General features: G+C 44.5%; 23 protein-coding genes. 16 read left to right on the top strand and 7 right to left on the bottom strand.

Annotation, left to right across the window (positions count from 1 at the left end; all coding sequences use genetic code 11):
- Positions 1–118: 118 nt before the first annotated feature.
- The 7 genes from bioB to lysA all read left to right on the top strand — a co-directional run bounded on the left by bioB (position 119) and on the right by lysA (position 8,052).
- Positions 119–1,117: a biotin synthase BioB gene (gene bioB / locus F0145_RS22095; protein ID WP_150092088.1), complete on the top strand. Its 999-nt coding sequence runs from the start codon at positions 119–121 to the stop codon at positions 1,115–1,117.
- Positions 1,118–1,121: 4 nt separating this feature from the next.
- Entirely contained in the window at positions 1,122–2,249 is a 1,128-nt protein-coding gene (locus F0145_RS22090; RefSeq protein WP_150092086.1) for an aminotransferase class I/II-fold pyridoxal phosphate-dependent enzyme, read from the top strand.
- Positions 2,246–2,869: a dethiobiotin synthase gene (gene bioD, locus F0145_RS22085; RefSeq protein WP_150092084.1), complete on the top strand. Its 624-nt coding sequence runs from the start codon at positions 2,246–2,248 to the stop codon at positions 2,867–2,869. Before F0145_RS22090 ends, bioD begins: the two co-directional genes overlap by 4 nt.
- The gene (gene bioA, locus F0145_RS22080) at positions 2,869–4,161 is read left to right on the top strand and encodes an adenosylmethionine--8-amino-7-oxononanoate transaminase (protein WP_150092082.1); all 1,293 of its coding nucleotides are present in this window, start codon (positions 2,869–2,871) and stop codon (positions 4,159–4,161) included. Before bioD ends, bioA begins: the two co-directional genes overlap by 1 nt.
- Positions 4,158–5,357, top strand: a complete 1,200-nt coding sequence (locus F0145_RS22075; protein WP_223816200.1) for a beta-ketoacyl synthase N-terminal-like domain-containing protein — start codon at positions 4,158–4,160, stop codon at positions 5,355–5,357. Before bioA ends, F0145_RS22075 begins: the two co-directional genes overlap by 4 nt.
- Positions 5,358–5,558: 201 nt before the next feature.
- Positions 5,559–6,896: an aspartate kinase gene (locus F0145_RS22070; protein ID WP_150092078.1), complete on the top strand. Its 1,338-nt coding sequence runs from the start codon at positions 5,559–5,561 to the stop codon at positions 6,894–6,896.
- Positions 6,889–8,052 (top strand): diaminopimelate decarboxylase, encoded by a 1,164-nt coding sequence (lysA, locus tag F0145_RS22065; protein ID WP_150092076.1) that lies wholly within the window; start codon positions 6,889–6,891, stop codon positions 8,050–8,052. Before F0145_RS22070 ends, lysA begins: the two co-directional genes overlap by 8 nt.
- 80 nt (positions 8,053–8,132) lie before the next feature.
- Here lysA and F0145_RS22060 read toward each other — a convergent pair whose 3' ends face one another.
- From F0145_RS22060 to F0145_RS22050, 3 genes are all read right to left on the bottom strand, one after another.
- Positions 8,133–8,912, bottom strand: coding sequence for a PRC-barrel domain-containing protein (locus F0145_RS22060; protein WP_150092074.1), 780 nt, complete (start codon positions 8,910–8,912; stop codon positions 8,133–8,135).
- Between the two features lie 38 nt (positions 8,913–8,950).
- Positions 8,951–9,136: a hypothetical protein gene (locus F0145_RS22055; protein WP_150092072.1), complete on the bottom strand. Its 186-nt coding sequence runs from the start codon at positions 9,134–9,136 to the stop codon at positions 8,951–8,953.
- A 334-nt stretch (positions 9,137–9,470) separates the two neighbouring features.
- The gene (locus tag F0145_RS22050; protein ID WP_150092070.1) at positions 9,471–10,148 is read right to left on the bottom strand and encodes a hypothetical protein; all 678 of its coding nucleotides are present in this window, start codon (positions 10,146–10,148) and stop codon (positions 9,471–9,473) included.
- A 177-nt stretch (positions 10,149–10,325) separates the two neighbouring features.
- Between F0145_RS22050 and F0145_RS22045 the strand changes: the two genes are divergently transcribed.
- From F0145_RS22045 to trpS, 5 genes are all read left to right on the top strand, one after another.
- Positions 10,326–11,276 (top strand): phosphoribosylaminoimidazolesuccinocarboxamide synthase, encoded by a 951-nt coding sequence (locus tag F0145_RS22045; RefSeq protein WP_150092068.1) that lies wholly within the window; start codon positions 10,326–10,328, stop codon positions 11,274–11,276.
- Positions 11,277–11,325: 49 nt separating this feature from the next.
- On the top strand, positions 11,326–11,703 hold the full coding sequence (locus F0145_RS22040) for an STAS domain-containing protein (RefSeq protein ID WP_150092066.1): 378 nt from the start codon (positions 11,326–11,328) through the stop codon (positions 11,701–11,703).
- A gap of 18 nt (positions 11,704–11,721) precedes the next feature.
- Positions 11,722–12,639 carry a ribonuclease Z gene (locus F0145_RS22035; protein ID WP_150092064.1) on the top strand — a complete coding sequence of 306 codons (918 nt, stop codon included), beginning with the start codon at positions 11,722–11,724 and terminating at the stop codon, positions 12,637–12,639.
- Between the two features lie 421 nt (positions 12,640–13,060).
- Positions 13,061–13,861: a queuosine precursor transporter gene (locus F0145_RS22030; protein ID WP_150092062.1), complete on the top strand. Its 801-nt coding sequence runs from the start codon at positions 13,061–13,063 to the stop codon at positions 13,859–13,861.
- Positions 13,862–13,977: 116 nt separating this feature from the next.
- On the top strand, positions 13,978–14,955 hold the full coding sequence (gene trpS / locus F0145_RS22025) for a tryptophan--tRNA ligase (protein WP_150092060.1): 978 nt from the start codon (positions 13,978–13,980) through the stop codon (positions 14,953–14,955).
- A gap of 414 nt (positions 14,956–15,369) precedes the next feature.
- Here the strand turns inward: trpS and F0145_RS22020 are convergent, their stop codons facing one another.
- On the bottom strand, positions 15,370–15,771 hold the full coding sequence (locus F0145_RS22020) for a hypothetical protein (protein ID WP_146899253.1): 402 nt from the start codon (positions 15,769–15,771) through the stop codon (positions 15,370–15,372).
- Positions 15,772–15,913: 142 nt separating this feature from the next.
- On the opposite strand from F0145_RS22020, the gene hppD reads away from it, so the two are divergent.
- Both hppD and F0145_RS22010 read left to right on the top strand, forming a co-directional pair.
- Positions 15,914–17,020 carry a 4-hydroxyphenylpyruvate dioxygenase gene (gene hppD, locus F0145_RS22015; RefSeq protein ID WP_150092058.1) on the top strand — a complete coding sequence of 369 codons (1,107 nt, stop codon included), beginning with the start codon at positions 15,914–15,916 and terminating at the stop codon, positions 17,018–17,020.
- A gap of 77 nt (positions 17,021–17,097) precedes the next feature.
- Positions 17,098–18,831 carry a phospho-sugar mutase gene (locus F0145_RS22010; RefSeq protein ID WP_150092056.1) on the top strand — a complete coding sequence of 578 codons (1,734 nt, stop codon included), beginning with the start codon at positions 17,098–17,100 and terminating at the stop codon, positions 18,829–18,831.
- Between the two features lie 77 nt (positions 18,832–18,908).
- Here the strand turns inward: F0145_RS22010 and F0145_RS22005 are convergent, their stop codons facing one another.
- The 3 genes from F0145_RS22005 to dnaB form a co-directional block, all read right to left on the bottom strand.
- Positions 18,909–20,480: a catalase gene (locus F0145_RS22005; protein WP_150092171.1), complete on the bottom strand. Its 1,572-nt coding sequence runs from the start codon at positions 20,478–20,480 to the stop codon at positions 18,909–18,911.
- 328 nt (positions 20,481–20,808) lie between these two features.
- Positions 20,809–21,747 (bottom strand): pectate lyase, encoded by a 939-nt coding sequence (pelA, locus tag F0145_RS22000; RefSeq protein WP_223816199.1) that lies wholly within the window; start codon positions 21,745–21,747, stop codon positions 20,809–20,811.
- Positions 21,748–22,044: 297 nt separating this feature from the next.
- Complete coding sequence (dnaB, locus tag F0145_RS21995) at positions 22,045–23,613, bottom strand: replicative DNA helicase (RefSeq protein ID WP_150092052.1); 1,569 nt, start codon at positions 23,611–23,613, stop codon at positions 22,045–22,047.
- A gap of 223 nt (positions 23,614–23,836) precedes the next feature.
- Between dnaB and F0145_RS21990 the strand changes: the two genes are divergently transcribed.
- Both F0145_RS21990 and F0145_RS21985 read left to right on the top strand, forming a co-directional pair.
- Positions 23,837–25,213: a UDP-N-acetylmuramate--L-alanine ligase gene (locus tag F0145_RS21990; protein WP_150092050.1), complete on the top strand. Its 1,377-nt coding sequence runs from the start codon at positions 23,837–23,839 to the stop codon at positions 25,211–25,213.
- 19 nt (positions 25,214–25,232) lie between these two features.
- Positions 25,233–26,057, top strand: a complete 825-nt coding sequence (locus tag F0145_RS21985) for a 3'-5' exonuclease (protein ID WP_150092048.1) — start codon at positions 25,233–25,235, stop codon at positions 26,055–26,057.
- The last annotated feature ends 14 nt before the right edge of the window (positions 26,058–26,071 follow it).

The following is a 26,071-nucleotide window of genomic DNA, read 5'->3' as shown; positions in this document are numbered from 1 at the left end:
AAGCCTTTAGTCCAGGCGCTAAACCTTAGCGTACGTTATTTTTTACCGGACCAGCAATAAAAATATTCGGTTCGAAAAGTAATCTTACTTATTTTCGTAGCGCCAAATTAAATTACTTATGAGCCTGAATAGCCTTACTGCCGAAATACGCAATAACTGGACTCCGGAGGAGATTAAAGAAATATACGAAAAACCTTTGCTGGAACTTATTTACGAGGCATCGCAGGTGCACCGGAAATACCATACCGGCAGCGAGGTTCAGGTGTGTACGTTGTTATCGGTAAAAACCGGTGGTTGCCCCGAAGATTGCGCTTATTGCCCGCAGGCCGCCCGTTACCACACCGATGTAAAAGTGCAGGCCTTGTTGCAGGAAGAAACCGTACTGGCTGCCGCCCAAAAGGCCAAAGCTGCCGGCTCTACTCGTTTTTGTATGGGAGCCGCCTGGCGCGAAGTACGCGATAACCGCGATTTTGACCGGGTGCTGGGTATGGTTTCCAAAGTAAATGATATTGGCCTGGAAGTTTGCTGTACGCTGGGTATGCTGAACGAGTACCAGGCCCAGCGCCTAAAAGAAGCCGGTTTATACGCCTACAACCACAACCTGGATACTTCCGGCGACCATTACGAAAAAATTATTACTACCCGTAAATACGAAGACCGCCTGAATACCATCGAAAACGTGCGCAACGCCGGTATTTCGGTGTGCAGCGGCGGCATTATTGGCTTAGGCGAAACCGACGAAGACCGGATTGAAATGCTGCACGTACTCTCTAACTTGCCCGAGCACCCCGAGTCAGTACCGGTAAATGCGCTGGTGCCGGTAGCGGGTACGCCCCTGGAGCATCAGCCCCGCGTTTCGGTTTGGGAAATGATCCGGATGATTGCCACGGCCCGTATTACCATGCCGCGCACCATGGTTCGCTTATCGGCTGGCCGCACCGAAATGAGCTTACCCGAACAGGCTCTGTGCTTTATGGCGGGCGCTAACTCTATTTTTTCCGGCGATAAATTATTAACTACGCCTAACCCAGGCGTAAACGAAGACCAACTCATGTTTCAGTTGCTGGGTTTATCGCCCCGCAAAGCTTTTAAAGAAGCCGGCGAAGTAGTTGCTTAACCAAATGGATTTGCCCTTAAAATTAAGGCAAAAACTGGCCCAGCGGGAACAAAACGGCATTTTGCGGCAGCTCAAAACCACGGCTGCCGCTATTGATTTTTGCTCAAACGATTACCTGGGCCTGGCCCGCTCGCAAAAACTCCGTGCCCGGCTGGAAGCGGAATTATTAAATTATGCGCACTTACCCGTGGGTGCTACGGGTTCCCGGCTGTTATCGGGTAATTCTGCTTTGGCCGAAGCTTTAGAAAAACAAATTGCCCAATTTCACGCTGCCAAAGCCACCTTGCTTTTTAATTCGGGTTTTGCCGCCAACACCGGTTTTTTCTCGGCAATTCCGCAACGCGGCGATACCATTTTGTATGACGAGGCCAGCCATGCGTCTATTAAAGACGGCATTCGCTTAAGTTTTGCCCAATCGTTTTCGTTCCGGCACAATTCTCCGGATGATTTACAAAAAAAATTTCAACGTGCTACCGGCGATGTTTACGTAGCCGTAGAATCGCTGTATTCTATGGATGGCGATTTTGCCCCGTTAATTGATTTGGTACAGATTTGCGCAGAAAAAGGTGCTTACCTGGTCGTAGACGAAGCGCATTCTAACGGTTTGTACGGTCCCAACGGTGGTGGCCTGGTGCAGGAATTGGGTTTAGCAGATAAAGTCTTTGCCCGCATCATGACTTTTGGGAAAGCGCTGGGTTGCCACGGGGCGGCGATGGTTGGTTCAGAGGCGCTCCGCCAATTTTTAATTAATTTCAGCCGGCCCTTTATTTATACCACGGCCCTGCCGCTGCATGCTTTATTAAATATTAAAACAGCTTACGAACTTTTGCCCGAATTAAACTTTGAAAGAAGCCGGGTTAAACAATTGGCAGTTTATTTAAAAAACGCGTTGGCGCCTTACCCAAATATTAAAGTAAACCCAACCGATAGTCCTATTCAATGGCTGCAAGCGCCAGATGTAGCTTCCTTGAGAACAATCAGCCAAAAGTTGCAAGCCGACGGCATTGATGCCCGGCCTATTTTCAGTCCGACGGTACCAGCCGGAAAAGAAAGGCTGCGCCTGATTGTGCACGCTTTTAACACGGAGGCCGAAATAGATGCATTAGCCGCCGCAATTAGCACGCAATTATGAGAAGAATATTTGTAACCGGCATTGGCACTGATGTTGGCAAAACTGTAGTTGCGGCTATTTTAACCGAAGCCCTGCAAGCCGATTACTGGAAGCCGGTACAATCGGGCACCCTAACCGATTCCGATACCGCAACCGTTAATAAGTTAATTCAAAACAAAAAATCCAGGTTTCACCCGGAAGCTTACCGGTTGCCATTGCCGCTTTCGCCACACGCTGCCGCCGAAGCAGAAAACATAACCATCGAACTTAAAAATATTCAACTTCCGGAAACTGCTAACCATTTAGTTATTGAGGGAGCCGGTGGTTTATTGGTACCCCTAAACAATATTAAACTTATGGTAGATTTGCTGCCAATATTTGCGTGCGAAGTTGTATTGGTTTCCCGGAATTATTTAGGCAGCATTAATCATACTTTATTAACCTGGGAAGCTTTAAAAAACCGCAACATCAACATATTAGGTCTAATATTTAATGGCGAACCCAATACTGCTTCCGAAGACTTTATTCTGAATTATACCGGCCTGCCTAAATTATTATCGGTTTTACCCGAAGAAAAATTAACCCTGGAGATTATTTCGGATTATGCGGTTCAGCTTAGAGATAGATTAAACGTTTTATAATGAATTTAACACAACGCGACCAAGCTATAATCTGGCATCCTTATACACAAATGCAAACGGCAGCGCCACCGTTGCCAATTGTGCGCGGAGAAGGTGCTTTATTATACGACGAGGCAGGTAATACCTACATCGATGCTATTTCGTCGTGGTGGGTTAATTTACACGGCCATTGCCACCCGCACATTACACAAAAAATAACCGAGCAGCTTAACCGCCTCGACCACGTAATATTTGCCGGCTTTACCCACGAACCCGCCGTAGCCTTAGCCGAAAACTTACTACAAATATTACCCGCTAATCAGGCCAAAGTTTTTTATTCTGATAATGGTTCTACGGCCGTAGAAGTGGCCCTGAAAATGGCGATGCAATATTGGCAAAACCTGGGGCAAACTAAATATAAAATTATTGCCTTCCGCGATAGTTACCACGGCGATACCTTTGGGGCCATGTCGGTGAGTAGCCGGAGCGCTTTTACCCAGCCATTTCAGCAATATTTATTTGATGTTTTATTTATAGATGTGCCGGTTACGGGCCGCGAAGCAGAAACCGTTGCACAGCTAAAATTACTGACTGAGCAAGAAGATATAGCTGCCTTTATATTTGAGCCGCTGGTATTAGGCACTGCCGGCATGGTAATGTATAGCCCCGATATTCTGAACCAGCTCATGCAAATTTGTAAAGAACACCAGATTTTAACCATTGCCGATGAAGTAATGACGGGCTTTGGCCGTACCGGCCGCAACTTTGCCTGCGAATATTTATCAAAACAACCTGATATGGTTTGCTTATCGAAAGGGCTTACGGGAGGCGTAATGGCGTTGGGTGTTACTACCTGCGCGCAGGCAATTTTTGAAGCTTTTTTAAGTACCGAAACAAATAAAACTTTCTTCCACGGGCATTCCTACACCGCTAACCCTATTGCCTGTACCGCCGGTATTGCCAGCTACGAGTTGCTCGTGCAACCGCAAACCCAGCAAAACATGCAACGCATTGCGGCCCAACACCAGCAATTCAAGGAAAAATTAAACGGTCATCCGTCTATAAAAAATATCCGGCAAACCGGTACTATTTTGGCTCTGGAATTTAACATGGGCACAACCTCTTATTTTAACCAAATCCGGAACCGTTTGTATAACTTTGCCTTACAACACCAGGTTTTATTACGGCCCCTCGGTAATATTATTTATATATTTCCGCCCTACTGTATTACCGAAGAGCAATTAAATATTGTGTACGGCGTAATCGAAAAAATGAGCGCTTTGCTTACCGAAAACACTGATTCAGCATCTTGAGCCAAAAAGAATATATTGTTATTAGGGGGCACGGTTCCATCTCCCCGCTGGGCCATAATCAGAATTTGGTAGCTAAAGCATATAAAACCGCAACGCCTACCTTTGGTAAAAGAATTTACCAGCATATGGTTACGCCCGTAGGCGCTTTATCCGAAGTTGCCGAAAATTTTCTTAAAGTGTTAAAGCAGGAGAAAAAAAATTACCAATCGGTGGACCGGTCGGTGCTGCTGGCCATCATAGCTGCGCGCCAGGCAGTAGCGGCCGCCGGTTGGCTGAGCGATTCAGAAGTGGCCATAAATATTGGTTCGTCGCGCGGCGCTACGGAGCTTTTCGAGAATTACCTAACAGAATATTTAACCACCGGACAGGTGCCGGCCCCAACTTCACCGGTTACTACCCTGGGCAATATTTCGTCGTGGGTAGCCAACGATTTACAAACCAATGGGCCGGTAGTTAGTCACTCGGTTACCTGCAGTACTACTTTACAAGCTATTGCCAATGGTTTTGCCTGGCTAAAATCCGGCATGGCTACCCGTTTTCTGGCCGGCGGCGCCGAAGCGCCGCTAACCCCGTTTACGATTGCCCAAATGAAAGCCATTGGCATTTATTCCCAGGATCAGGAGCCAACCATTCCTTGCCGCCCTTTAAACGAAGAAAAGAAAAACACCTTTGTTCTGGGGGAAGGCGCGGCCATTTTTGCCTTAGAGAAAGTAAGTGCTGCCGAATTAAATAATTCCAGCCATCCACCCATTATTATCGAATCGGTGGGGTTTGCCACGGAGGCTATTCCGAGTAAAACCGGTCTCTCCAAAGATGGCCAGCATTTTCAGAAAGCCATTCGGAATGCCTTGCAACAAGCTGAAAACACGCAGCCCATCGATTTAATTATTTTACATGCGCCCGGTACCGTTGCCGGCGATGCGGCGGAAATCAGGGCTTTGCAAGCGGTATTCGGCGAGAATAATCTACCTCCGCTCACTTCTAATAAATGGCTGATTGGCCACACTTTAGGCGCTTCCGCGGCTTTTAGCCTGGAGTACGCTATTCACCTTCTCCAGCATTTAGCTCCGCTCTCCTTTCCTTACCCTTGTTTCCTGAATAACAAACCGTTTACAGCTGTAAATCGCATATTAATTTTAGCAGCGGGCTTTGGGGGCAATGCTGCCGCAGTAATTTTATCTTCCGGAAAAAGCTAAATATTATACCTGCGCGGTTATTTAAAGCACTGTTGTCACTAAATATTATGCTTAAAGCTTACTGCTCAGGTTGTTTATGCTGGTGGCAGATTAACGCTACTTGCTATTAAATATTTATCTATAAAAGCGGGTATACTTTTACCAATTGTATCATAAATCATTACCTTTGTGGCACTTTACTAAAAAACCAAACTGTTTTACATGAAAGTTTTAAAATTTGGCGGCACTTCCGTAGGCTCCCCTACCAACATGAAGATGGTGGCTAGTTTAATTAACACACCAGACCCCAAAATTGTAGTATTATCGGCCATGTCGGGTACTACCAATAAACTCGTACAAATTTCTGATAACCTGTTTAAAGCCAAGCAAACCGAGGCCTTGGGGTTAATAGAAGATTTACACCAGACTTATAAACAGGTAATTGACGGCCTGTATAAAACAGATAAATACAAACAACTTGCCTTAGATTTTATTCAAAGCCATTTTGAATTTATTAAATCGCAGGTAAAAAATGATTTTAGCAGCCACGAAGAGCGGGGCATTCTGGCCCAGGGCGAATTGCTTTCTACGGGTTTATTTCAGCTTTTCCTGGAAGAAAGCAATATTTCATCGGTATTATTACCGGCCTTGAATTTCATGAAAATTGATGAAAACGAAGAGCCCGATACCGCTTTTATCTCGCAACAGTTAGTTACTGATTTAGCTCAATACCCCGATACTCAATTATTTGTTACCCAGGGTTATATTTGCCGGAACACCTTCGGAGAGATTGATAACCTGAAACGCGGCGGCAGCGATTATTCTGCTTCTTTAATTGGCGCGGCCATTCAAGCCGAAGAAATTCAGATTTGGACCGATATTGACGGCATGCACAACAACGACCCGCGAATTGTAAAAAACACTTATCCTATCGCGGAATTATCGTTCGACGAAGCGGCCGAGCTGGCTTACTTTGGGGCTAAAATATTGCACCCTTCCAGCGTATTGCCGGCTAAGCAAAAAAATATTCCGGTGCGCCTGCTTAATACCATGCAACCCGAAGCCCGCGGCACTACTATTTCGGCCCGTACTTCTGGCAGCAGCATTAAAGCCGTAGCCGCCAAAGATGGCATTACCGCCATTAAAATAAAATCTACCCGTATGCTGCTGGCTTACGGCTTTTTACGCCGCATTTTCGAGGTTTTTGAAGAATACAAAACTTCGATTGATATGATTACCACTTCGGAAGTAGCGGTATCTTTAACGGTTGATAATACCCGCTTCCTGAACGAAATTATTTCGGAATTGAAAGAATTTGGTACCGTAGAAGTAGACCAGGATCTTTCGATTATTTGCCTCGTGGGCGATTCTATTGAAGCTGCGCCCGGAACTGTGGTAACCATATTTAAATCGCTGCAGCAAATTCCGTTACGCATGATTTCTTACGGTGGCAGCAGAAACAATATTAGTTTATTAGTAAATACCAGCTATAAAAATCAGGCTTTAATTGCCTTAAACGAAGGGGTATTTACCAAAACAGAACAACCCGCACATGCTTAAAGATTTGCAGGAGAGCTGGCAACAAGAGCCTACTCCTTTTTATTTATACGATTTAGATTTACTGCGGCAAACACTGGAAAGTGCCCAGCACGCTGCTTCTAAATATAATTTTCAGGTACATTACGCTTTAAAGGCTAACAGCAACAAACCGGTTTTACGGCTTATTCAGGAATTTGGCTTTGGCGCCGATTGCGTAAGCGGCAACGAAGTAAAACGGGCTTTAAAGCGGGGCTTCGATGCGGAGCACATTGTTTTTGCCGGCGTAGGTAAATCAGATGCCGAAATAAACTTTGCGCTGCAACACAATATTTTCTGTTTTAACTGCGAATCGTTGCAGGAACTGGAAGTAATTAACGAGCTGGCTGGCAAACAAGGCAAGGTGGCTCGCATTGCTTTGCGCATTAACCCCAACGTAGATGCCAATACCCATAAATACATCACTACCGGCTTAGAAGAAAATAAGTTTGGTATTAATATGTGGGAACTGGAAGATGTGCTGGCGCTTTTACAAAATTGTGAAAACCTGGAATTAATTGGTACGCACTTCCATATTGGCTCGCAGATTATGGATTTAACGGTATTTAAAAACCTGTGCAACCGGGTTAACGAAATACAGCAATGGTTTATCAGCCGTAATATTCGTTTACCCCACCTGAATGTGGGCGGCGGTTTAGGCGTAGATTATTACCACCCCGACGAAAGCCCGATTTCGGATTTTGAATCTTACTTTGCCATTTTTAACGAGCATTTAGAAGTTCAGCCGGGCCAGCAGGTACATTTTGAGTTAGGCCGGGCCCTGGTAGCGCAATGCGGCTCGTTAATATCGCGGGTGTTGTACGTTAAAAAAGGTTTAACCACTAATTTTACCATTCTGGATGCCGGCATGACCGAATTATTACGGCCCATGTTGTACCAGGCTTACCACAAAATTGAAAACCTGACCAGCCAGGGTCCGGAAGTAAAATACAATGTAGTAGGGCCTATTTGCGAATCGACGGATTGTTTTGCCAAAGATGTTTTTCTGCCCGAAACCAAACGGAACGATTTTGTAGCTATCCGTACGGCCGGGGCTTACGCCGAAGTAATGTCTTCGGAATATAACCTGCGCGATAAAGCCAAAGCCGTTTACGTAAGTGCCGAAGTGAAAAGCCATTAATTAATATATTTTTATTTCAAATAGAAACGCATCCCAGTTGGGATGCGCTTCTGTTTTAAAGGAATATTGCGGCACCAACGCTACAAATCAAGGGCTCTTTTCTTCAGCACCCTAAATTCGTCTTCGGTAATCGAACCACGTTCCCGCAAGCGCTCTAGGCGTTCAATAGTAGATATTGACTCATCTACATCCGGGCGAATGCCGTTAGCCGTGTCATTGCGATCCGGGTAAATATCGGTGTTCACGTTATCCCGCGAAAAGCTCGACCGGTCGTCGTAGTTATTGTTGCGGTCAGAAGTATAAAATTTATTATCGTTGTAGGTATCGTTGTTGTAAAAATCATTGGAGATACGCCGGGGCGCTACCGTAGCCGGCTGTTCGTTAACGGTAGTTGTTTGGTCGTTAACGGTTGTAGTCTGGTCAGTTGCTACATTATCTCTTTTTACCGTATCGGTCCGGTCACCGGGATGCAAGGAAGCTTCGCGCACCGCGTATTCATAATCTTCGGTAATAGGCCCGCCCTGGTAAGTAGGATAATTCAGGATAGTCCGGGAATCGATATTAGAAACAAATACATTACTACCTTTTTTGTCGAGGGCAGCCGACCCGATAGGTACCAGCAAATAACGATCGTAGTTATCGTTGTAATAACGCTTATCGGCCGTTAAAGCCAGGTAGCGCACTTTCATTTCCTGGGTATCTACAATCAGGTCTTTTACTACACCCAGGCTTTCGCCATCGGAGCCTACTACGCGCCAGCCGCGAACATCGGGGTTATCTTTGGCTACTTTAAAATCTTTAGAATTACTCAAGGGCAGCAAACGCTCATTCCCTTCGGTTCTTATTTCATCATTTCTCATAGTTTTTTCGCTTAAGGTTAGTTTTTAGTAAAGCGTGTTCAGGTTAAAAGCGGGGCCTGCGGCACCAGGGTTACCATACCGGTAGCCGGTACTTCATCAAAATCATTGTCTTCTTTATCGTAGGCAAATTCATAAACCGCCCAGGCTATTAAGGCCAATAAAATAAGGATTAATAACCACCGCCATACCGGCGTTTTTTTACGTTCAATATTAATTTCTGCCATGCTGCTAAATTTTAATTTTTCATAGTTTAATTTAAATCCGGCAATATTTACTGCCTTTTTTGGTCTAATCAGTTGTTTATCGTTGGTTATATTATTTTTAGCCCTGCGCAAAGCTTACAATGCCCAGCATCTGACTTTAACTAAAAAGCTTATACTACCCCAGACAAACAATAATAATTTAATACGCTGGTATTGAGGTTTATGTTAACCCGGTAGCAAACTTGCCATGAAGCCACCAGCCACGCGGGGCCAAACCAGCGCAAAATAGCTGGCAGCAGGTTAAATAATATTTTGTCCGGAAAAGGAAAGATTTTTTACCAACTACTACGGATATTTAAAACCCATAATAAAAATCGGGCTCGCTACTTTCTACCTGGTAAAACCGGGCAAATTTATTAGCCATTTGCAGCGCATGGCCAGCGGCATATTTATCGGCACTTAGTATAAAAGTATAATCCCCTAGTTGCTCCACTATTTGGGTTTTGGTGCGTTTGGTTAATTTTTTCATATCCGCAGCCGAATAGCCGGGCTTGAGGTTTACAATAAACTGGTTAGTAATTCCGAGCAGGTTTGCCTCGAAAGGAGATTGAAAAAATGGCGTAGCATACCGTATTTCGCGTTTTTTAGCTAATTTAAATAATATTGCTTCTACTTGGGCACACGATAATCCATCTTTCAGTTGCACCACGGTTGCATCAGCACTGCCGGTATTAAACTCGTTTTGAATACGATGCAGGTAAGGAAACTGCGCTACAAACCTTGCCTTCTGAGCCGCAGTAATGCCCTCCTGAAAACCGAGGATTATTTTAGAGGTGTTTACGGTTCCTAAATCAATTTTAGATTGCCCGTAGAAGTAAAAATATTCTGGGCAAGGTTTGCCTGGTTTCTTCCACAAATCTTCGCTATTGGTAGTTCCCACTGTACTGGCAGGTTCAACATATTCCGGCTGACATCCCACCGTTAGCGTAAAAAAAACCAACACCAGATATTTACAATATACTTGCTTCATCATTACTTAAAACCCCTTTCCTGCTATTTCTTACGACGCCAATCCATCTTAGTTGGTTGCATGCGCCTTCGTTTAATACTTAAACTTGGGTATATAAGCTTAATTTCGATCCGTATTATTCATTATTTTGAGGCTCAGAATATCTTTCTAACTTTGCTCTCCGTAGCTATACCAAGTTAGATGAAGGCCTTAAAAGAAACCAATTTCAATTTTGCAGGACAAACCGGTTTTTACCGCGGCAAAGTACGCGATGTTTATTATTTCCAGGATAAGCTGGCCGTAGTAGCAACCGATCGCATTTCGGCCTTTGATGTGGTTTTGCCACGGGCCATTCCGTATAAAGGTCAGGTATTAAACCAGATAGCTGCTTTTTCGCTGGCGGCTACTGCCGATGTGGTACCTAACTGGGTGCTGGCTCAACCCGACCCATGCGTAACGGTTGGGGTAAAATGCGAGCCTTACAAAGTAGAAATGGTAATTAGGGGTTATTTGGCTGGCCACGCCTGGCGCGAATACAAAAGCGGCAAGCGCGAAATTTGCGGTCAACACATGCCCGAAGGCCTGCGGGAAAACGATAAATTACCCGAACCCATTATTACCCCCACTACCAAAGCCGCCGAAGGCCACGACGAAGATATTTCAGCCGAAAACATTATTGGGTCGAATCTTGTTTCGGAAAGAGAATACCGCCAACTGGAAGAATATACCCGGGCTTTATTTAAACGAGGCTCCAAAATAGCCGCTGAACGCGGATTAATTTTAGTGGATACGAAGTATGAATTCGGGAAAGCCAACGGCAAAATATATTTGATTGATGAAATTCATACGCCAGATTCGTCGCGCTATTTTTACGCTGATGGTTACGAAGCGCGGCAGGCGAACGGGGAGCCGCAGCGGCAGCTATCGAAAGAGTTTGTGCGGCAATGGCTTTTAGATAATAATTTTAGCGGACAAGCCGGCCAACAAGTGCCCGAAATGACCGACGAGTGGCTCGACCAGATTTCGGCCCGCTACATAGAATTATACGAAGTGGTAACCGGCAAAAAATTTGAACGGGTGCCTTACGATAACGTGGAAGAAAGAATCCGGCAAGGCATTGAACAAAACATTTTAACCATTACACCATCGTAATTTAATTATAAATTGGTACCTTCGCCTTTAAATCTATATTGCAATACGTATGAAATACACTATCGATAAAAAAGAAAATTACACCATCATTACCATTGATGAGAAAAAATTAGATACTACTATTGCTCCTGATTTAAAATCAGAATTTGTGAAATTGAACGCCGAAGGCATCAGCAACCTGATTCTGGATTTGAGCAATGTTAAATACACCGACTCTTCCGGGCTTAGTTCTATCTTGATTGCCAACCGTTTGTGTAATTCATCTAACGGCTTGTTAATATTAGCTGGCTTGCAGGACCATGTAATGAAACTGATAACCATTTCTAAACTGGAGTCGGTTTTAAATATTCTGCCAACTGTAGAAGAGGCTATTGATCGCGTATTTCTGCACGAGATTGAGCGCGACCTGACTAACAAAGAAGAATAATAACGGCTGGGGTAGCATTTGGAATTTGAACTTAAAATATTAGGCAGTTCTTCGGCCACCCCATCGTATAACCGTAATCATACCGCCCAGATTTTAACTATTGGCAATCAGTTAAATTTAATTGATTGCGGAGAAGGCACACAAATGCAGCTGATGCGATACAAAGTAAAGCATCAGCGCATTTCTAATATTTTCATCAGCCATTTACACGGCGATCATTTTTTTGGCTTATTTGGTTTGCTTTCTACCATGCACCTGCAGCAGCGAACCACTCCCCTCACCATTTTTGGCCCACCTGGCCTGGCCGATATTTTAACTTTACAGTTTAAATATTCCAACACCCATTACAATTTTAAGCTCGATTTTCAGGAACTCGATACCACGGTTCATCAGCAAATTTTCGAAGATAAATATATTACCGTCCATACGTTGCCCATGCAGCACCGCGTAAGCTGCTGCGGCTTTTTGTTCCGGGAAAAGCCCAAACCGCGGCACCTGGTAAAAGCCAAACTACCCGATTTTCTCTCTCCGCCGCAACTAGTCCGGCTGAAAAATGGCGAAGATATTCTGGACGAAACCGGCAATATTTTGGTGCGAAACGAAGATGTTACCAGCGAACCTAGCCGCAGCCGATCGTACGCCTATTGCAGTGACACCCGCTACAAAGAAGATATAATACCTTACATAAAAGGTGTAGATTTGCTTTACCACGAAGCCACTTTCCTGGATAATATGTTGGAGCGCGCGGTGTATACCTACCACAGTACGGCCAAACAAGCTGCTACCTTAGCCCTGAAAGCCGAAGTAAAACGGTTATTGATTGGCCATTTTTCGGCGCGCTACAAAGATTTAACGCCGCTGCTCGAAGAAGCCAAAGCTGTCTTTGATAATACCCACCTGGCCCTGGAAGGTAAAACCATTGGTATTCTGGAGTAAATATTATTTAGATATTTTTAAATTCTCGCAATAAGCTACTATCCTAAATATTCAGGGGCTTAGTTCTTGGACCTAAACGGATTTAAACAATATTATTATCAATTTGATAATGCGCCAACTACAGGAGTCATGTTGAGCTTGTCGAAACATCTAATACCTAATAGTATAAAGTAGCTGTCATAGGTTAAAACCTCGCAGGTCTAAAAGACCTGTGAGGTTTGTTCAAAAGCTATTATTACAGTGCGGCTATGGAAGAATCTTTATACGAGCTGGTATAAATCTATTTTATAAGGCTGTTATAGATCCTGCGACAAGCTCAGGATGACCAATTATGTACATTTAAGCGTAGGATTCGCTTGATAATGGTATAACTATATTAGCTAAATATTCTCTATATTTCCTTTCTAAAAAATCCGCAGTTATGTCCGTTACCCTAGACCATTTGCAGGCTAAAAAAACAAAGTTGTTTCTGGTGTTATGCAGTATTTTCCTGGCCAACGCCTTATTAGCAGAAATAATCGGGGTAAAAATATTTTCGGCCGAAGCCTTGCTGGGCTTACCCGGTGCTCAAATTCCGGTTTTACCTGGCTTTACGCTCGATTTTAACTTAACGGCCGGGGTGGTTATCTGGCCTATTGTTTTTATTACTACCGATATTATAAATGAATATTTTGGTAAAAAAGGGGTTAAACGAATCAGCATTATTACAGTTTGCCTTATTTTGTACGCTTTTTTGGTAATAACCATTATAACCAATTTGCCGCCGGCTCAATTCTGGCTCGATGTAAATAGCAAAGATACTACTGGTAATGCCTTTAATATTGATTTTGCCTTTAACAGTATTTTCCGGCAGGGCGGCGGCATTATTATTGGGTCGGTAGTAGCTTTTCTGGTTTCTCAACTCCTGGATGCCTCGGTATTTCACTGGCTTCGGAAATTAACCGGCAGTAAAAAAATATGGCTACGGGCTACTGGTTCTACCTTGGTTTCGCAATTAATAGATTCGTTTGTGGTGTTGTTTATTGCTTTTTATGCGTTTGGTAACTGGAGTGTTGCGCAGGTAATATCGGTAGCCATTATTAATTACATTTATAAATTTACAGTAGCCATTGTGCTCACGCCGCTTTTATACATTGCGCATTACTTTATTGATGGATATTTGGGCCGCGATGCCGAGCTGATTTTACAAGAAGCCGAAAGAGATAAAACGTTATCTGCTTAATTTTTTATTTTATCTGATTTATTGATTTTTATGATTTATTAGCGCTAAAAATTTAATCTGGTTACTCGTTTAGGTACGGAACTATCTTATAATTAAATTGCGTAAAATTTTAAAGCATGTCCAGAATACTTACCGGAATACAGAGTACCGGCCGGCCGCATTTAGGCAATTTACTTGGCGCTATTTTGCCGGCTATAGCCCTTTCTAAAAATTCCGAAAACGAATCGCTTTATTTTATTGCGGATTTACACTCGCTAACCACTGTGCGCGAGGCCGAAACCCTACGCCAGAATACCTACGCCGTTGCAGCCGCCTGGCTGGCTTGTGGTTTCGATACCGAACGTAATATTTTTTACCGGCAATCGGATGTGCCCGAAGTATGTGAGCTTACCTGGTATTTGAGCTGTTTTACGCCGTATCCGATGCTGGCCAACGCGCATTCTTTTAAAGATAAAAGCAGCCGCTTAGCCGAGGTAAATGCCGGTTTGTTTACCTACCCCGTGCTCATGACTGCCGATATTATTTTGTACGATGCCGATTATGTACCCGTAGGAAAAGACCAGATTCAGCACTTAGAGATTGCCCGCGATATTGCCAGCGCTTTTAACAACCGCTATGGCGAAACTTTTGTATTGCCCCAAACCCGCGTAGACGAAAACGTAATGACCATACCGGGCATCAACGGCGAAAAAATGAGCAAATCGTACGGTAATATTATTGATATTTTTGCGCCGGAAAAGGAACTGAAAAAGGTAGTTAAATCTATTATTTCGGATAGCAAAACCCTGGAAGAACCGAAAAATCCGGAAGAGGATGTTACGTTTAAATTGTATGCTTTACTGGCATCGCCTCCCGAGGTAGAAACCATGCGCCAGAATTACCTGAACGGCAACTACGGTTACGGCCACGCCAAGCAAGCTTTGTTCGAATTAATATTAGCGCGGTTTACGCAGGAGCGCGAGCAGTTTAATTATTACATGAACAACCTACCCGAAATAGACGCCCGTTTAGCTGTTGGTGCCGAAAAAGCCCGGACTATAGCTTCCCAAACCTTGAAACGCGTACGCGAAAAAATTGGCTATTTAACGAAGTAAAGGAACTCGGCCGAACCGGAACGTTGCGCATTAGCTTTGTTGGGCAGATTAATAATTTGGTTTAGAATTAATAATTATTATTAAACTTAGAAAAGCAGTAGCTACGGAGCAGACTACAGCAGTTTGGGCGATGAGGGCCTTCTAAGCTTGTGGTGCGTAGCATTCCGACGATAGGAGGAAAACAAGCTTAGACAGCCCGAGTGACCAAACGGGGCCCTGCGGCCTTGAGCAAACTTAAACAGCAACTAACAGTTAGCACCTCAGCCTTGAAAGATGAAATCTTTCAAAAGATAAACAAAGAACCAGACTGTTTAAGGAATAACGGTAAGGAACATTGGCATTAGTCCATAAATAAAAAATCCTGAGCGGCCATGTAGCAACTCAGGATTTTTTTATTAAAGCTGTTTAGATAAATTATTCAGCTTTCCAGACTTCTTTTTTAATGGTATTACCCACCGATAATATTAACCGGGTAGGATTTGGTACCAGCACCAACCGCGATTCTTTGTTCGGGTATTCGTCGGTATCAACCCAAACGCCTTCGCCTTTAAAAGTTTCGCCGCCGGTATTGCCTAATAAATTACTTGGTAAATAGGCGGTAGGTAAAAGTACATCAGAATCCGGGCAAATGCGCTCGTGCACTTCTTCCAATACTTCCTCCAGGTAATCGCCGTAGGTTTCGTTAAAATCATCTTCCAGGTCGTGGAGTTCTTCCTCAACCTCGTCGTAGCGCTCATCGTTGTACGATAATTTACTTAACTCCGCTTTTTTTTCAATTATCGATACGAGAGACGTATTTAATTCTGCAATATTCATAAAAGCAACTGCTATAGATTTAATACAAAGTTTAAAACATGAACGGGCATTTGCAAGTAAAACCCTATAATTTACAAATAAACTAAAATTTCTTTATTATCAGGTTCAATTGCCAGGAGTTTAATAAACCCAACCGCCAATTATGACCGCAAGCACCAACACCGATTTTTTACCTTTAAACGGCACCGATCACCTGGAATTTTACGTGGGCAATGCCAAGCAGGCGGCGTATTATTACCAGACCGCCTTCGGGTTTGAACTGGTGGCGTATGCCGGCCCCGAAACCGGCTGGCGCGACGGGACTTCGTACGTATTGCAACAAGGTAAAGTTAGGCTGGTACTTACGGCCTCGCTCCTGCCCAATTCGGAAATTGCGCAGCACGTACAAAAACACGGCGATGGTGTAAAGGTACTGGCGCTATGGGTAGATGATGCCGAAAAATCGTTCCGGGAAACCGTAAGCCGCGGCGCCATTCCGGCTTTCGCGCCCCAAACCTTAACCGATAATTTTGGTGAAGTAAAAACAGCTTCTATCCGTACCTACGGCGATACCCTGCATACATTTGTAGAGCGAAAAAATTATACCGGCCTTTTTATGCCGGGTTATGTTGCCCGCCAAAGTTCTTTTAAAACTACGCCGCTGGGGCTACAATATGTAGACCATTGTGTGGGCAACGTGGGCTGGGGCGAGATGAATAAATGGGTTCGTTTTTACGAGGAAGTAATGGGCTTTAAGTTGCTGATAACTTTTGATGATACCGATATTTCTACCGATTATTCGGCCTTGATGTCGAAAGTAGTTTCGAACGGGAACGGCTACATTAAATTTCCGATAAACGAGCCCGCTGAAGGCAAAAAGAAATCCCAGATAGAAGAATATTTAGATTTTTACGGCGGCCCCGGCGTACAGCACATAGCCTTAGCCACCGACGATATGCTGCATACGGTTTCGGAATTGCGCCGCCGCGGCGTAGAATTTTTGGTAGTACCCCGCAATTATTACGACGACCTGCTGGACCGGGTAGGCCATATAGACGAAGATTTGCCAGCCCTGCGCGATCTGAATATTTTGGTTGATCGCGACGAAGAAGGCTACCTGTTGCAAATATTTACCAAACCCGTAGAAGACCGGCCCACCTTGTTTTACGAAATTATTCAACGCAAAGGCGCTAAGTCTTTTGGCAAAGGCAATTTTAAGGCGCTTTTCGAAGCCATAGAACGCGAACAGGCTTTACGGGGCAATTTGTAATTCTTAATTTAAACTGTAATTTAACTCCCCTAAAATATTAGAGAACCCGAATTAAATATCTTAATTAAAATAAAACTATGTTAGAACCAGCTATTCAAAGCAAAATAAACACCTGGCTTAATGGCCCTTACGACGACGAAACAAAAGCCGAAATAAAAAGATTATCGGAACAAGGCGAAACAGAAGCCTTGGGCGATGCCTTTTACCAGGATTTAGAATTTGGTACCGGCGGTTTGCGGGGTATTATGGGCGTAGGCAGCAACCGCATGAATAAATATACCTTGGGCGCCGCCACCCAGGGACTGAGTAATTATTTAAAAAAATCTTTTGCCAACGAGCAAGTAAAAGTAGCCATAGCCCACGACAGCCGCAATAATAGTCCGGAATTTGCCCGCATTGTAGCCAACGTTTTCAGCGCCAACGATATAAAAGTATATTTTTTCGAAGCCCTGCGTCCTACTCCGGAACTCTCGTTTGCTATCCGGCATTTGGGTTGCCACAGCGGTGTGGTACTAACGGCTTCGCACAATCCCAAAGAATACAACGGCTACAAAGCTTACTGGAACGATGGCGGCCAGGTAGTGGCTCCGCACGATAAAAATATTATCAACGAGGTGAAAGCCATTTCGGGCATTGAAGAAATTAAATTTGAGTCGAAAGAAGAAAATATTCAGGTAATTGGGGCCGAGGTTGATAACGCCTACATCCAAATGGTAGCGGGTTTGGCCGTTAACCCTGCAGTAATAAAGCAACAGCACGACTTAAAAATTGTTTACACGCCTATTCACGGCACGGGTATTACGTTGGTACCGAAAGTTTTGGAGCGGCTGGGCTTTACCAACGTAACCATTGTGCAGGAGCAAGCCACGCCAGATGGTAATTTCCCGACGGTAGTTTACCCGAACCCCGAGGAAAAAGAAGCCATGAGCCTGGCCTTGCAAAAAGCTACCGAAATTGATGCTGATTTGGTACTGGCCACCGACCCCGATGCTGACCGCGTTGGCATTGGCGTGAAAAACCTGAGCGGCGAATTTGTACTCCTGAACGGTAACCAAACCGGCAGTTTGCTCATTTATTATCTTATTAAAGCCTGGAACGATGCCGGCAAACTTACCGGCAAAGAATTTATTGCCTATACCATAGTAACTTCCGACCTGATTGGTGAAGTGGCCAAACGTTACGGCGTAAAATCTTACCAAACCCTTACCGGCTTTAAATACATTGCCGAAATAATTCGTTCGCTGGAAGGTAAAGAGCAATTTATTGGCGGCGGCGAAGAAAGCTACGGTTATTTGGTAGGCGATTCGGTGCGCGATAAAGATGCCGTGGCTTCCTGCGCCATGATTGCCGAAATGGCGGCAGCGGCCAAAGACCAGGGCAAAACCTTGTACCAGCTCATGATTAGCATGTACCAGGAATTCCGGTTTTACAAAGAAGACTTAATTTCTTTAACCAAAAAAGGCCAGCGGGGTCAGCAGGAAATTGCCGAAATGATGCAGGAACTCCGGCAAAACCCACCCCAAACCATTAACGGATCGCCGGTAGTGCAAATCCGGGATTATAAATCGGGAGAGGTGAAAAACGTAGAAGCCAACGCTACCGAAACCATTGATATGGAACGCTCGAACGTGCTGCAATTTATTACCGCCGATGGTTCTAAAATATCAGCCCGGCCATCTGGTACTGAACCAAAAATTAAATTTTACTTTAGTGTAAACGAAGCCTTAGCTTCCGAAGCCGATTTTGATAAGGTAAATCAACAACTTTCGCAGCGTATTCAGGATATTATTTCGGATATGAAGCTGAGATAAATAGCTGATTTTTAAATAATAAAAAAGCCTGCTTTAAAATATTAAAGCAGGCTTTTTTATGAACTTCGGAATATTTATCAATAAGGTTTAGATTCGTGGGAAACCCGCTGTGCTTCTTCCACGCCTTCTCTCGGCGAAGTAGCTCCAATCGGCCCTTTATCGCTTTGGTCTTTTAGTTTAAGCTGCAAGCCTTCGGCTACCCGGCGGCCGTAATCCTCATCGGCCAGCGTAAAGTGCTCAACCATTTTATCCTGAATTTTTTTATCGCAGGTGCTGAGCGTGGTAACTAGGTTTAAAATCAGTTCGTCGCGTTCCCAGTCTTCAAAGTTGCGGTACGTTTCTCCGGCCTGCTTAAAGTCGTTGGTCCGGTCTATTTTTTGGCGCACCAAGTTAGCTTCGTAGCGAGGAGTATAGGGTTTATCGGCTGCCTTGGCTTCCTGTAAACCACCTAAGAACGATGGCTCATAGTTAATGTGCGGGTTCTGGCCTTCGGCAAAATCCGTGTTAAACGCCATTTGTCCGCCCCGTTGGTTGGTAGCTACTTTTACCCGAGGAGCATTAATAGGCAGTTGCAAATAATTAGCGCCAACCCGGTACCGTTGGGTGTCGGAATAAGAGAAAGTACGGCCCTGCAGCATTTTATCATCGGAGAAATCCAGGCCATCTACCAATACGCCGGTACCAAAAGCCGAAAGTTCTACTTCGTTAAAATAATCAACCGGGTTCCGGTTCAAAGTCATTTTACCCACGGGCAGCCACGGGAATTGCTCTTTGGGCCACAGTTTGGTATCATCTAAGGGGTCGAAATCCAGTTCCGGATGCTCATCGTCGCTCAAAATTTGCACAAACAGTTCCCACTGCGGGAAATTGCCAGCTTTAATGGCTTCGTATAAATCCTGCGTCGCGTGGTTAAAATTCTTACCCTGAATTGCTTCGGCTTCGGCCTGGGTTAAATTGCGGATACCTTGCAGCGGCTCCCAGTGGTATTTTACCAGCACAGCTTCGCCATCGGCATTTACCCATTTATAGGTGTTAACGCCCGAGCCTTGCATTTGCCGGTAGTTAGCCGGAATACCCCACGGGGAAAACAGGAAAGTAGCCATGTGGGTAGCTTCGGGAGTGCCGGCAATAAAGTCAAAAATGCGCTCGCCGCTCTGAATATTGGTTACCGGGTCTGGTTTTTGGGAGTGAATTAAGTCCGGAAACTTCATGGCATCCCTGATAAAGAATATTTTCAGGTTATTACCTACTAAATCCCAGTTACCATCTTCGGTATAAAATTTAACGGCAAAGCCGCGCGGGTCGCGTAAGGTTTCCGGCGAATGAGTGCCGTGCCCTACCGTAGAAAACCGCACAAAAACCGGCGTTTGCTTTCCTTTTTCCTGAAATAATTTAGCTCTGGTATATTTGGCAACCGGCTCATCACCTACGGTTCCGTAGGCTTCGAAAACACCATGAGCACCAGCTCCCCGAGCATGCACTACCCGTTCCGGAACCCGCTCCCGATCGAAATGAGATATCTTTTCAATAAAGTGGTAGTTTTCCATGGTGGCAGGTCCCCGGTTGCCAACCGTGCGGATATTCTGATTATCCACAACTGGGTGCCCCTGGCGGGTAGTGAGAATCCGTTCTTTTCCGTCGGCTCCCATTCCATTTCCGCCCGGACTTCCCTGGCCGTTACCGGCAGCGCCATTTCCGTTGGCACCGTGGTTGAGTGGTGTTTGGTTTTCTTCTTTTATCATAGCCTTTTAGTTAAACAATCATTTTTTACTTACCCGTAAGCCGGTATAAATGTTTTGAAATAAACTTGTTTTTTACGCAGAAAACAAAGTTTATTAAAATAATACCGGTTTAATTTACAAGCAGTTATATTTTGAAAGCTTAAAGCAAACCATTACTACCAATATTTATGTACCCGGCGATCCGGTAAACTTATTCATGAAAGGCTTAAATGGTTAGGTAAGTGAAAATTTACTTTTATTTTCCCCACTTTTTAACCCAGTTCGGGTAATCGGTATGAAGTAATTTAGCCGGACGGGTATTGTACCAACTGTAACCTACGCGCCGTTCGTTTTCAATTTCGGCCAATGCGTACCGCTTAATGCCATCCCGGCCGGTAAATATGGGTTTATTGCTTTCTAATTCGTAAAAGCGGGCCCAGGTAATGGCGTTTGGGTCAGCGATTACTTTAACATCCCGGCCTTTTGGCTGCGTAGCATCGGTTACTTTTTGGGTAGTAATACCAGTAATTTTAACTTTTTCCAGCCAGGCTACGGCGGCAACAACGGCTCTTTTTATTTCCGGATTTGGATTAGGAATATGCATCAGGAAGTCTAACACGGCTACCGATTCGGAACTACTCAGCGATGCCAGTTCAAACTTACGTGCTGCAACTGGTTCCAGGGTTTTATAATGGTGCTGCGCTCCCCAGGCCGTTAGTCTACCGTTTTGATAATATTGGGTTTTCAAGATGCATTTTAAGCCTTTATTCACGGCGGTTTTGGCTTGGGCTGCTAATTTTTTGTCTACGGCACTGTAGCCATCAGCTTTGGCGGCCGTTTTTGCAAGCACCCACAAAGCATCGGTCATGGCGCCGTCGTTGTAAGTTATGTGTTTGTGGTAACTGCTGGTATCTGGGTAAGATTGGGGCCAACCGCCGTTGGGGTACTGCGCCAGGAGTAAATATTTTATGCCATTTTCAGCCGCTGTTAAATATGCCGGATTTCGGGTTTCGGTATAAGCTTTAACTAAATAATTTATTTCGTAAGTAGTAGATTTATCGTCGATGGTGGCGTCGGGCTTATTTTTATCTTTTAACAGCAGCGCTTTGTGTTCATCAGTAATATTTTTTTGGTAATTGGTGGCATTGCCATTGTACTGCGGCCAGCCGCCATTGTCCCGCTGGTAATTGAGCATCTTCTCTGCAGTGGTGTCCTGCTTAGTTGCCTGCTGTACAATCTTTGTTAAGGCTTTTACTGCGGAATTGTTTTTTTGCAAAAAATAGCTGCTGAAAAAAATAACTCCTAAAACTAGCGAGAACTTAAACATAGACGGAATATTCTTGGGAAAACAAGTTTATCTAAAACTAACAAATCCTTTTTTATTCTAAGCTACTAGTCTACATTTTTTATTAATAAAATAAATAATTATATATAAATAATAAACCCTGCTCTTTTGGGAGCAGGGTTTAGCAATAATAAAAAACTTGTAATTCTAAAAAGGAGGTTCTTCTACATCAAAGGTCGATCTGGGTAAAGAATCGCCGTTCATTTTGCTGCCTAACACTTTAAAGCTGCCCCCGCCCGGCGCATCGTCGAAATTACTGGGTGGTAAACCGCCGCCAAACGGATCATCGCCAAAGCCGCCGTCCAGGTCGCCGAATTTAGTATACTTACCAATAAATTTAAGCGCTACGTTGGCTAAAGAACCATTCCGGTGTTTTGCAATAATTACTTCGCCTACGCCTAAAGTCGGGTTACCCATTTCGTCTTCGGTAATGCCATAATATTCGGGACGGTACAAAAAGCAAACCATATCGGCATCCTGCTCAATAGAACCGGATTCGCGTAAGTCGGAGAGCTGCGGTTTTTTATCGCCGCCGCGGGTTTCCACGGCCCGGCTTAACTGCGACAACGCAATTACCGGCACGTTCAGTTCTTTGGCCAGCATTTTCAAGGCCCTGGAAATAGAGGCAATTTCCTGCTCCCGGTTACCACCGCCTTTACCACCTTCCGAATGACCACTCATCAACTGCAAATAGTCAATAATAATCATTTGAATATCGTGGTGGGCCTTTAAGCGGCGGCACTTGGTACGCAATTCCCGGATAGATAAACCAGGAGTATCATCAATAAATATTGGTGCTTCGGAGAGTTTGGATATTTTATGGTTGAGCTGCGCCCACTCGTAATCGGCTAGGTTACCTTTCTTAATTTTTTCCCCTTCGAGTTCTGCTTCCGACGAAATTAAGCGGTTAACCAACTGCAACGACGACATCTCCAAAGAAAATATTGCCACTGGCTTTTTAAAATCAATAGCCGCATTCCGCATCGCCGAAATTACGAACGCCGTTTTACCCATTGCCGGACGAGCGGCCAGAATAATTAAGTCGGAAGGTTGCCAACCGGAAGTTACCCGATCCAAAGCGGTAAAGCCGCTCGGCACCCCGGTTAAACCGTCTTTTTGGTTTTTCTTTTCCTCCAGTTCTTTAATGGCCTTGTGCATCAAGGAGCGCATGTCGTCGAAGTTCTTCCGGATGTTCGATTCCGATACTTCAAATAAAGATTTTTCGCTTCGGTCTAATAAATCGAAAACGTCGGTGGTATCTTCGTAGGCTTTGGTTAAAATATCAGTGGAGATAGAAATCAGTTCGCGCTTAATGGCATTTTCCGTAATAATCCGGGCGTGAAATTCTACGTTGGCCGCCGAGTTAATACGCGTGGTCAGGTTCATGATGTAGTAAGGCCCGCCTACTATCTCCAACTCCCCTTGTTCGCGCAACTGCTGGGTTACCGTTAAAATGTCAATCGGTTCTGATTTATCGAACAACGCCAGAATAGCTCCGAAAATACGCTGGTGCGCATCTTTGTAAAAACTCTGGGGTTTCAGAATATCAATTACCGCCGTTAGGGCATCTTTTTCCAACATTAAAGCACCCAAAACCGCTTCTTCCAGTTCCAGGGCCTGCGGAGGCAATTTACCAAAAGCTACCGGCGTGGTGGTTTTGGGCGTCCAGGCCGCTTTGGTTTTCACTCCTCCAAATTTTACATTATTCTCCTCCATACTTACAAATCTAACGAACTCCCGGGCTGTGTTATTAACAATTTATGCACACTGTACTTTTGGTTTGAATTATATCATTACCTTGGAAAATAAATCCGGCGGAATAAAAAATATAAAACCAAGGCGCAGAAGTATTTAAACTTACTGGCGGCTTTGGCCAAGGAAAAGGCACTTTAACCGGAAATTTATTTTTGTACATTTGCTAAGCCCATTAGTTTTTTTCATGACGCAAACTGCACTGCAAAACATACATCTGATTGCCACTGGGGGCAGCATTATGCATAATTTAGCCCTGGCTCTGCATCAGAAAGGACTTACCATTACCGGCTCCGACGACGAAATATTTGAACCCGCGCAAAGCCGCTTAAAAGCGGCCGGTTTATTACCCGCCCAGGAAGGCTGGTTTCCGGAAAAAATAACTTCCCAACTAGATGCCGTTATTGTGGGCATGCACGCCCGGCCCGATAATCCGGAACTGTTAAAAGCGCAGGAATTAGGTTTGCCGGTATATTCGTTTCCGGAATTTATTTACGAGCAGTCCCGCAACAAACAGCGGGTGGTTATTGGCGGTAGTCACGGCAAAACTTCCATTACCTCTATTATTATGCACGTGCTCAAACACCATAACTGGTTGTTTGATTACGCTGTGGGCGCGCAACTGGAAGGCTTTGATAACATGGTGAAGCTGACCGAAGAAGCCCCTATTATTATTATTGAAGGCGACGAATATTTATCTTCGCCGATTCAGCGGGTACCTAAGTTTCATTTGTACCATCACCATATTGGGGTCATTAGCGGCATCAGTTGGGATCACATCAACGTTTTCCCGGACCCGGACACCTACCGCAAACAGTTCCGGATATTTACCGACATGACGCCGAAAGCCGGGGTAATTATTTATAACCAGGACGATGAACAGGTATTGCGCGTATGCGTGCCCCGGAACCCCGATGTAAAATTTATTGGCTATTCGGCGCACGAACACGAAGTTTACAACGGCGTAACGTACCTGACTACCAAAAAAGAAAATATTCCTTTACAAATATTCGGGGAGCACAATTTACAAAATATAAGCGCTGCCAAAGAAGTTTGTAAACAATTAGGCATAAAGTCGCAAGGATTTTACGAGGCAGTAGCTACGTTTAAAGGTGCCGCCCGCCGCTTAGAATTATTGGGCAGCCACGGCACCGTACGGGTTTACAAAGATTTTGCCCACGCGCCTTCTAAGGTAATGGCCACCACCCAAGCCATTAAAGACCAGTTTCCGGAACGGAAATTAGTAGCCTGTCTGGAGTTGCATACTTTCAGTAGTTTGAATAAAGATTTTCTGCCGCAATACCAACAGACCTTAAATGCTGCCGATGTGCCAATTGTGTATTTCAACCCCAAAACGCTGGAGCACAAACGCATGCCAGCTTTAGCGGCGGCGGATATTACCCAAGCCTTCGGCAACGAAAAAATACAGGTATTTACCGATAGCCAGGCTTTGGCCGATTACCTGAAATCGCTGCGGTGGGAAAATCAGAATTTATTGCTGATGAGCTCCGGCACTTATAATAATATGGATTTAGGAGAATTAGCTACCGCTATTCTTTCGTAATAAAAGCCTTACTGCTTCTATGAAATTAAACCTGAAAAGACCCATTGTGTTCTTTGACCTCGAAACCACGGGCGTTGATATTTGCAAAGACCGGATTGTGGAAATTAGTATGCTTAAAGTTTTGCCTACCGGCGAAGAAATATTAAAAACCAAGCGCATTAACCCTACCATTCCCATTCCGTTGGAATCGAGCATGATTCATAAAATTTACGATGAGGATGTAAAAGATGCGCCCACTTTTGCCCAGCTTGCTAAAGGCATGAACGAATTTTTACAGGGTTGCGATTTGGGTGGTTATAACCTGTGCAAGTTTGATATTCCGCTGCTGGCCGAAGAATTTATGCGGTGCAATATTGAATTTGATATATCGGACCGGGCCATTGTGGACGTTTGCAAAATATTCCACCAGATGGAGCAGCGCACCCTATCTGCGGCCTACAAATTTTATTGCGATAAGCCCCTGGATAACGCCCACAGCGCCGAAGCCGATACCATTGCCACCTACGAAATCCTGAAATCGCAGATCCAACGGTACGAAAACGTTTCGATGCTGGCCGCCGATTTAAAAGAAGTGTTTCCGGTAAAAAACGACATGGAGCAACTGCACAAATTTACCGCCCAGAACTGCGTAGATTTAGCCGGTCGTATTGTGTACAACGCCGAAGGTAAAGAAGTATTTAATTTTGGCAAATACAAGAACGTGCCCGTAGAAGACGTATTCCGGAAAGAACCCAGTTATTACGATTGGATGCAAAAAGGAGATTTCCCGCTTTACACGAAAAAAGTAATTACCCGCATTAAATTCCGCAGTAGCGCCAGCGCCTTCATGAAGGTTAGCAGTTAGGCTTAAAGTTGCAA

It is taken from the genome of Adhaeribacter rhizoryzae, from assembly GCF_008629685.1.
Classification (GTDB): domain Bacteria; phylum Bacteroidota; class Bacteroidia; order Cytophagales; family Hymenobacteraceae; genus Adhaeribacter; species Adhaeribacter rhizoryzae.
Note: the sequence above shows the minus strand (reverse complement) of the source record. Positions and strands in the feature narration are given on the sequence as shown.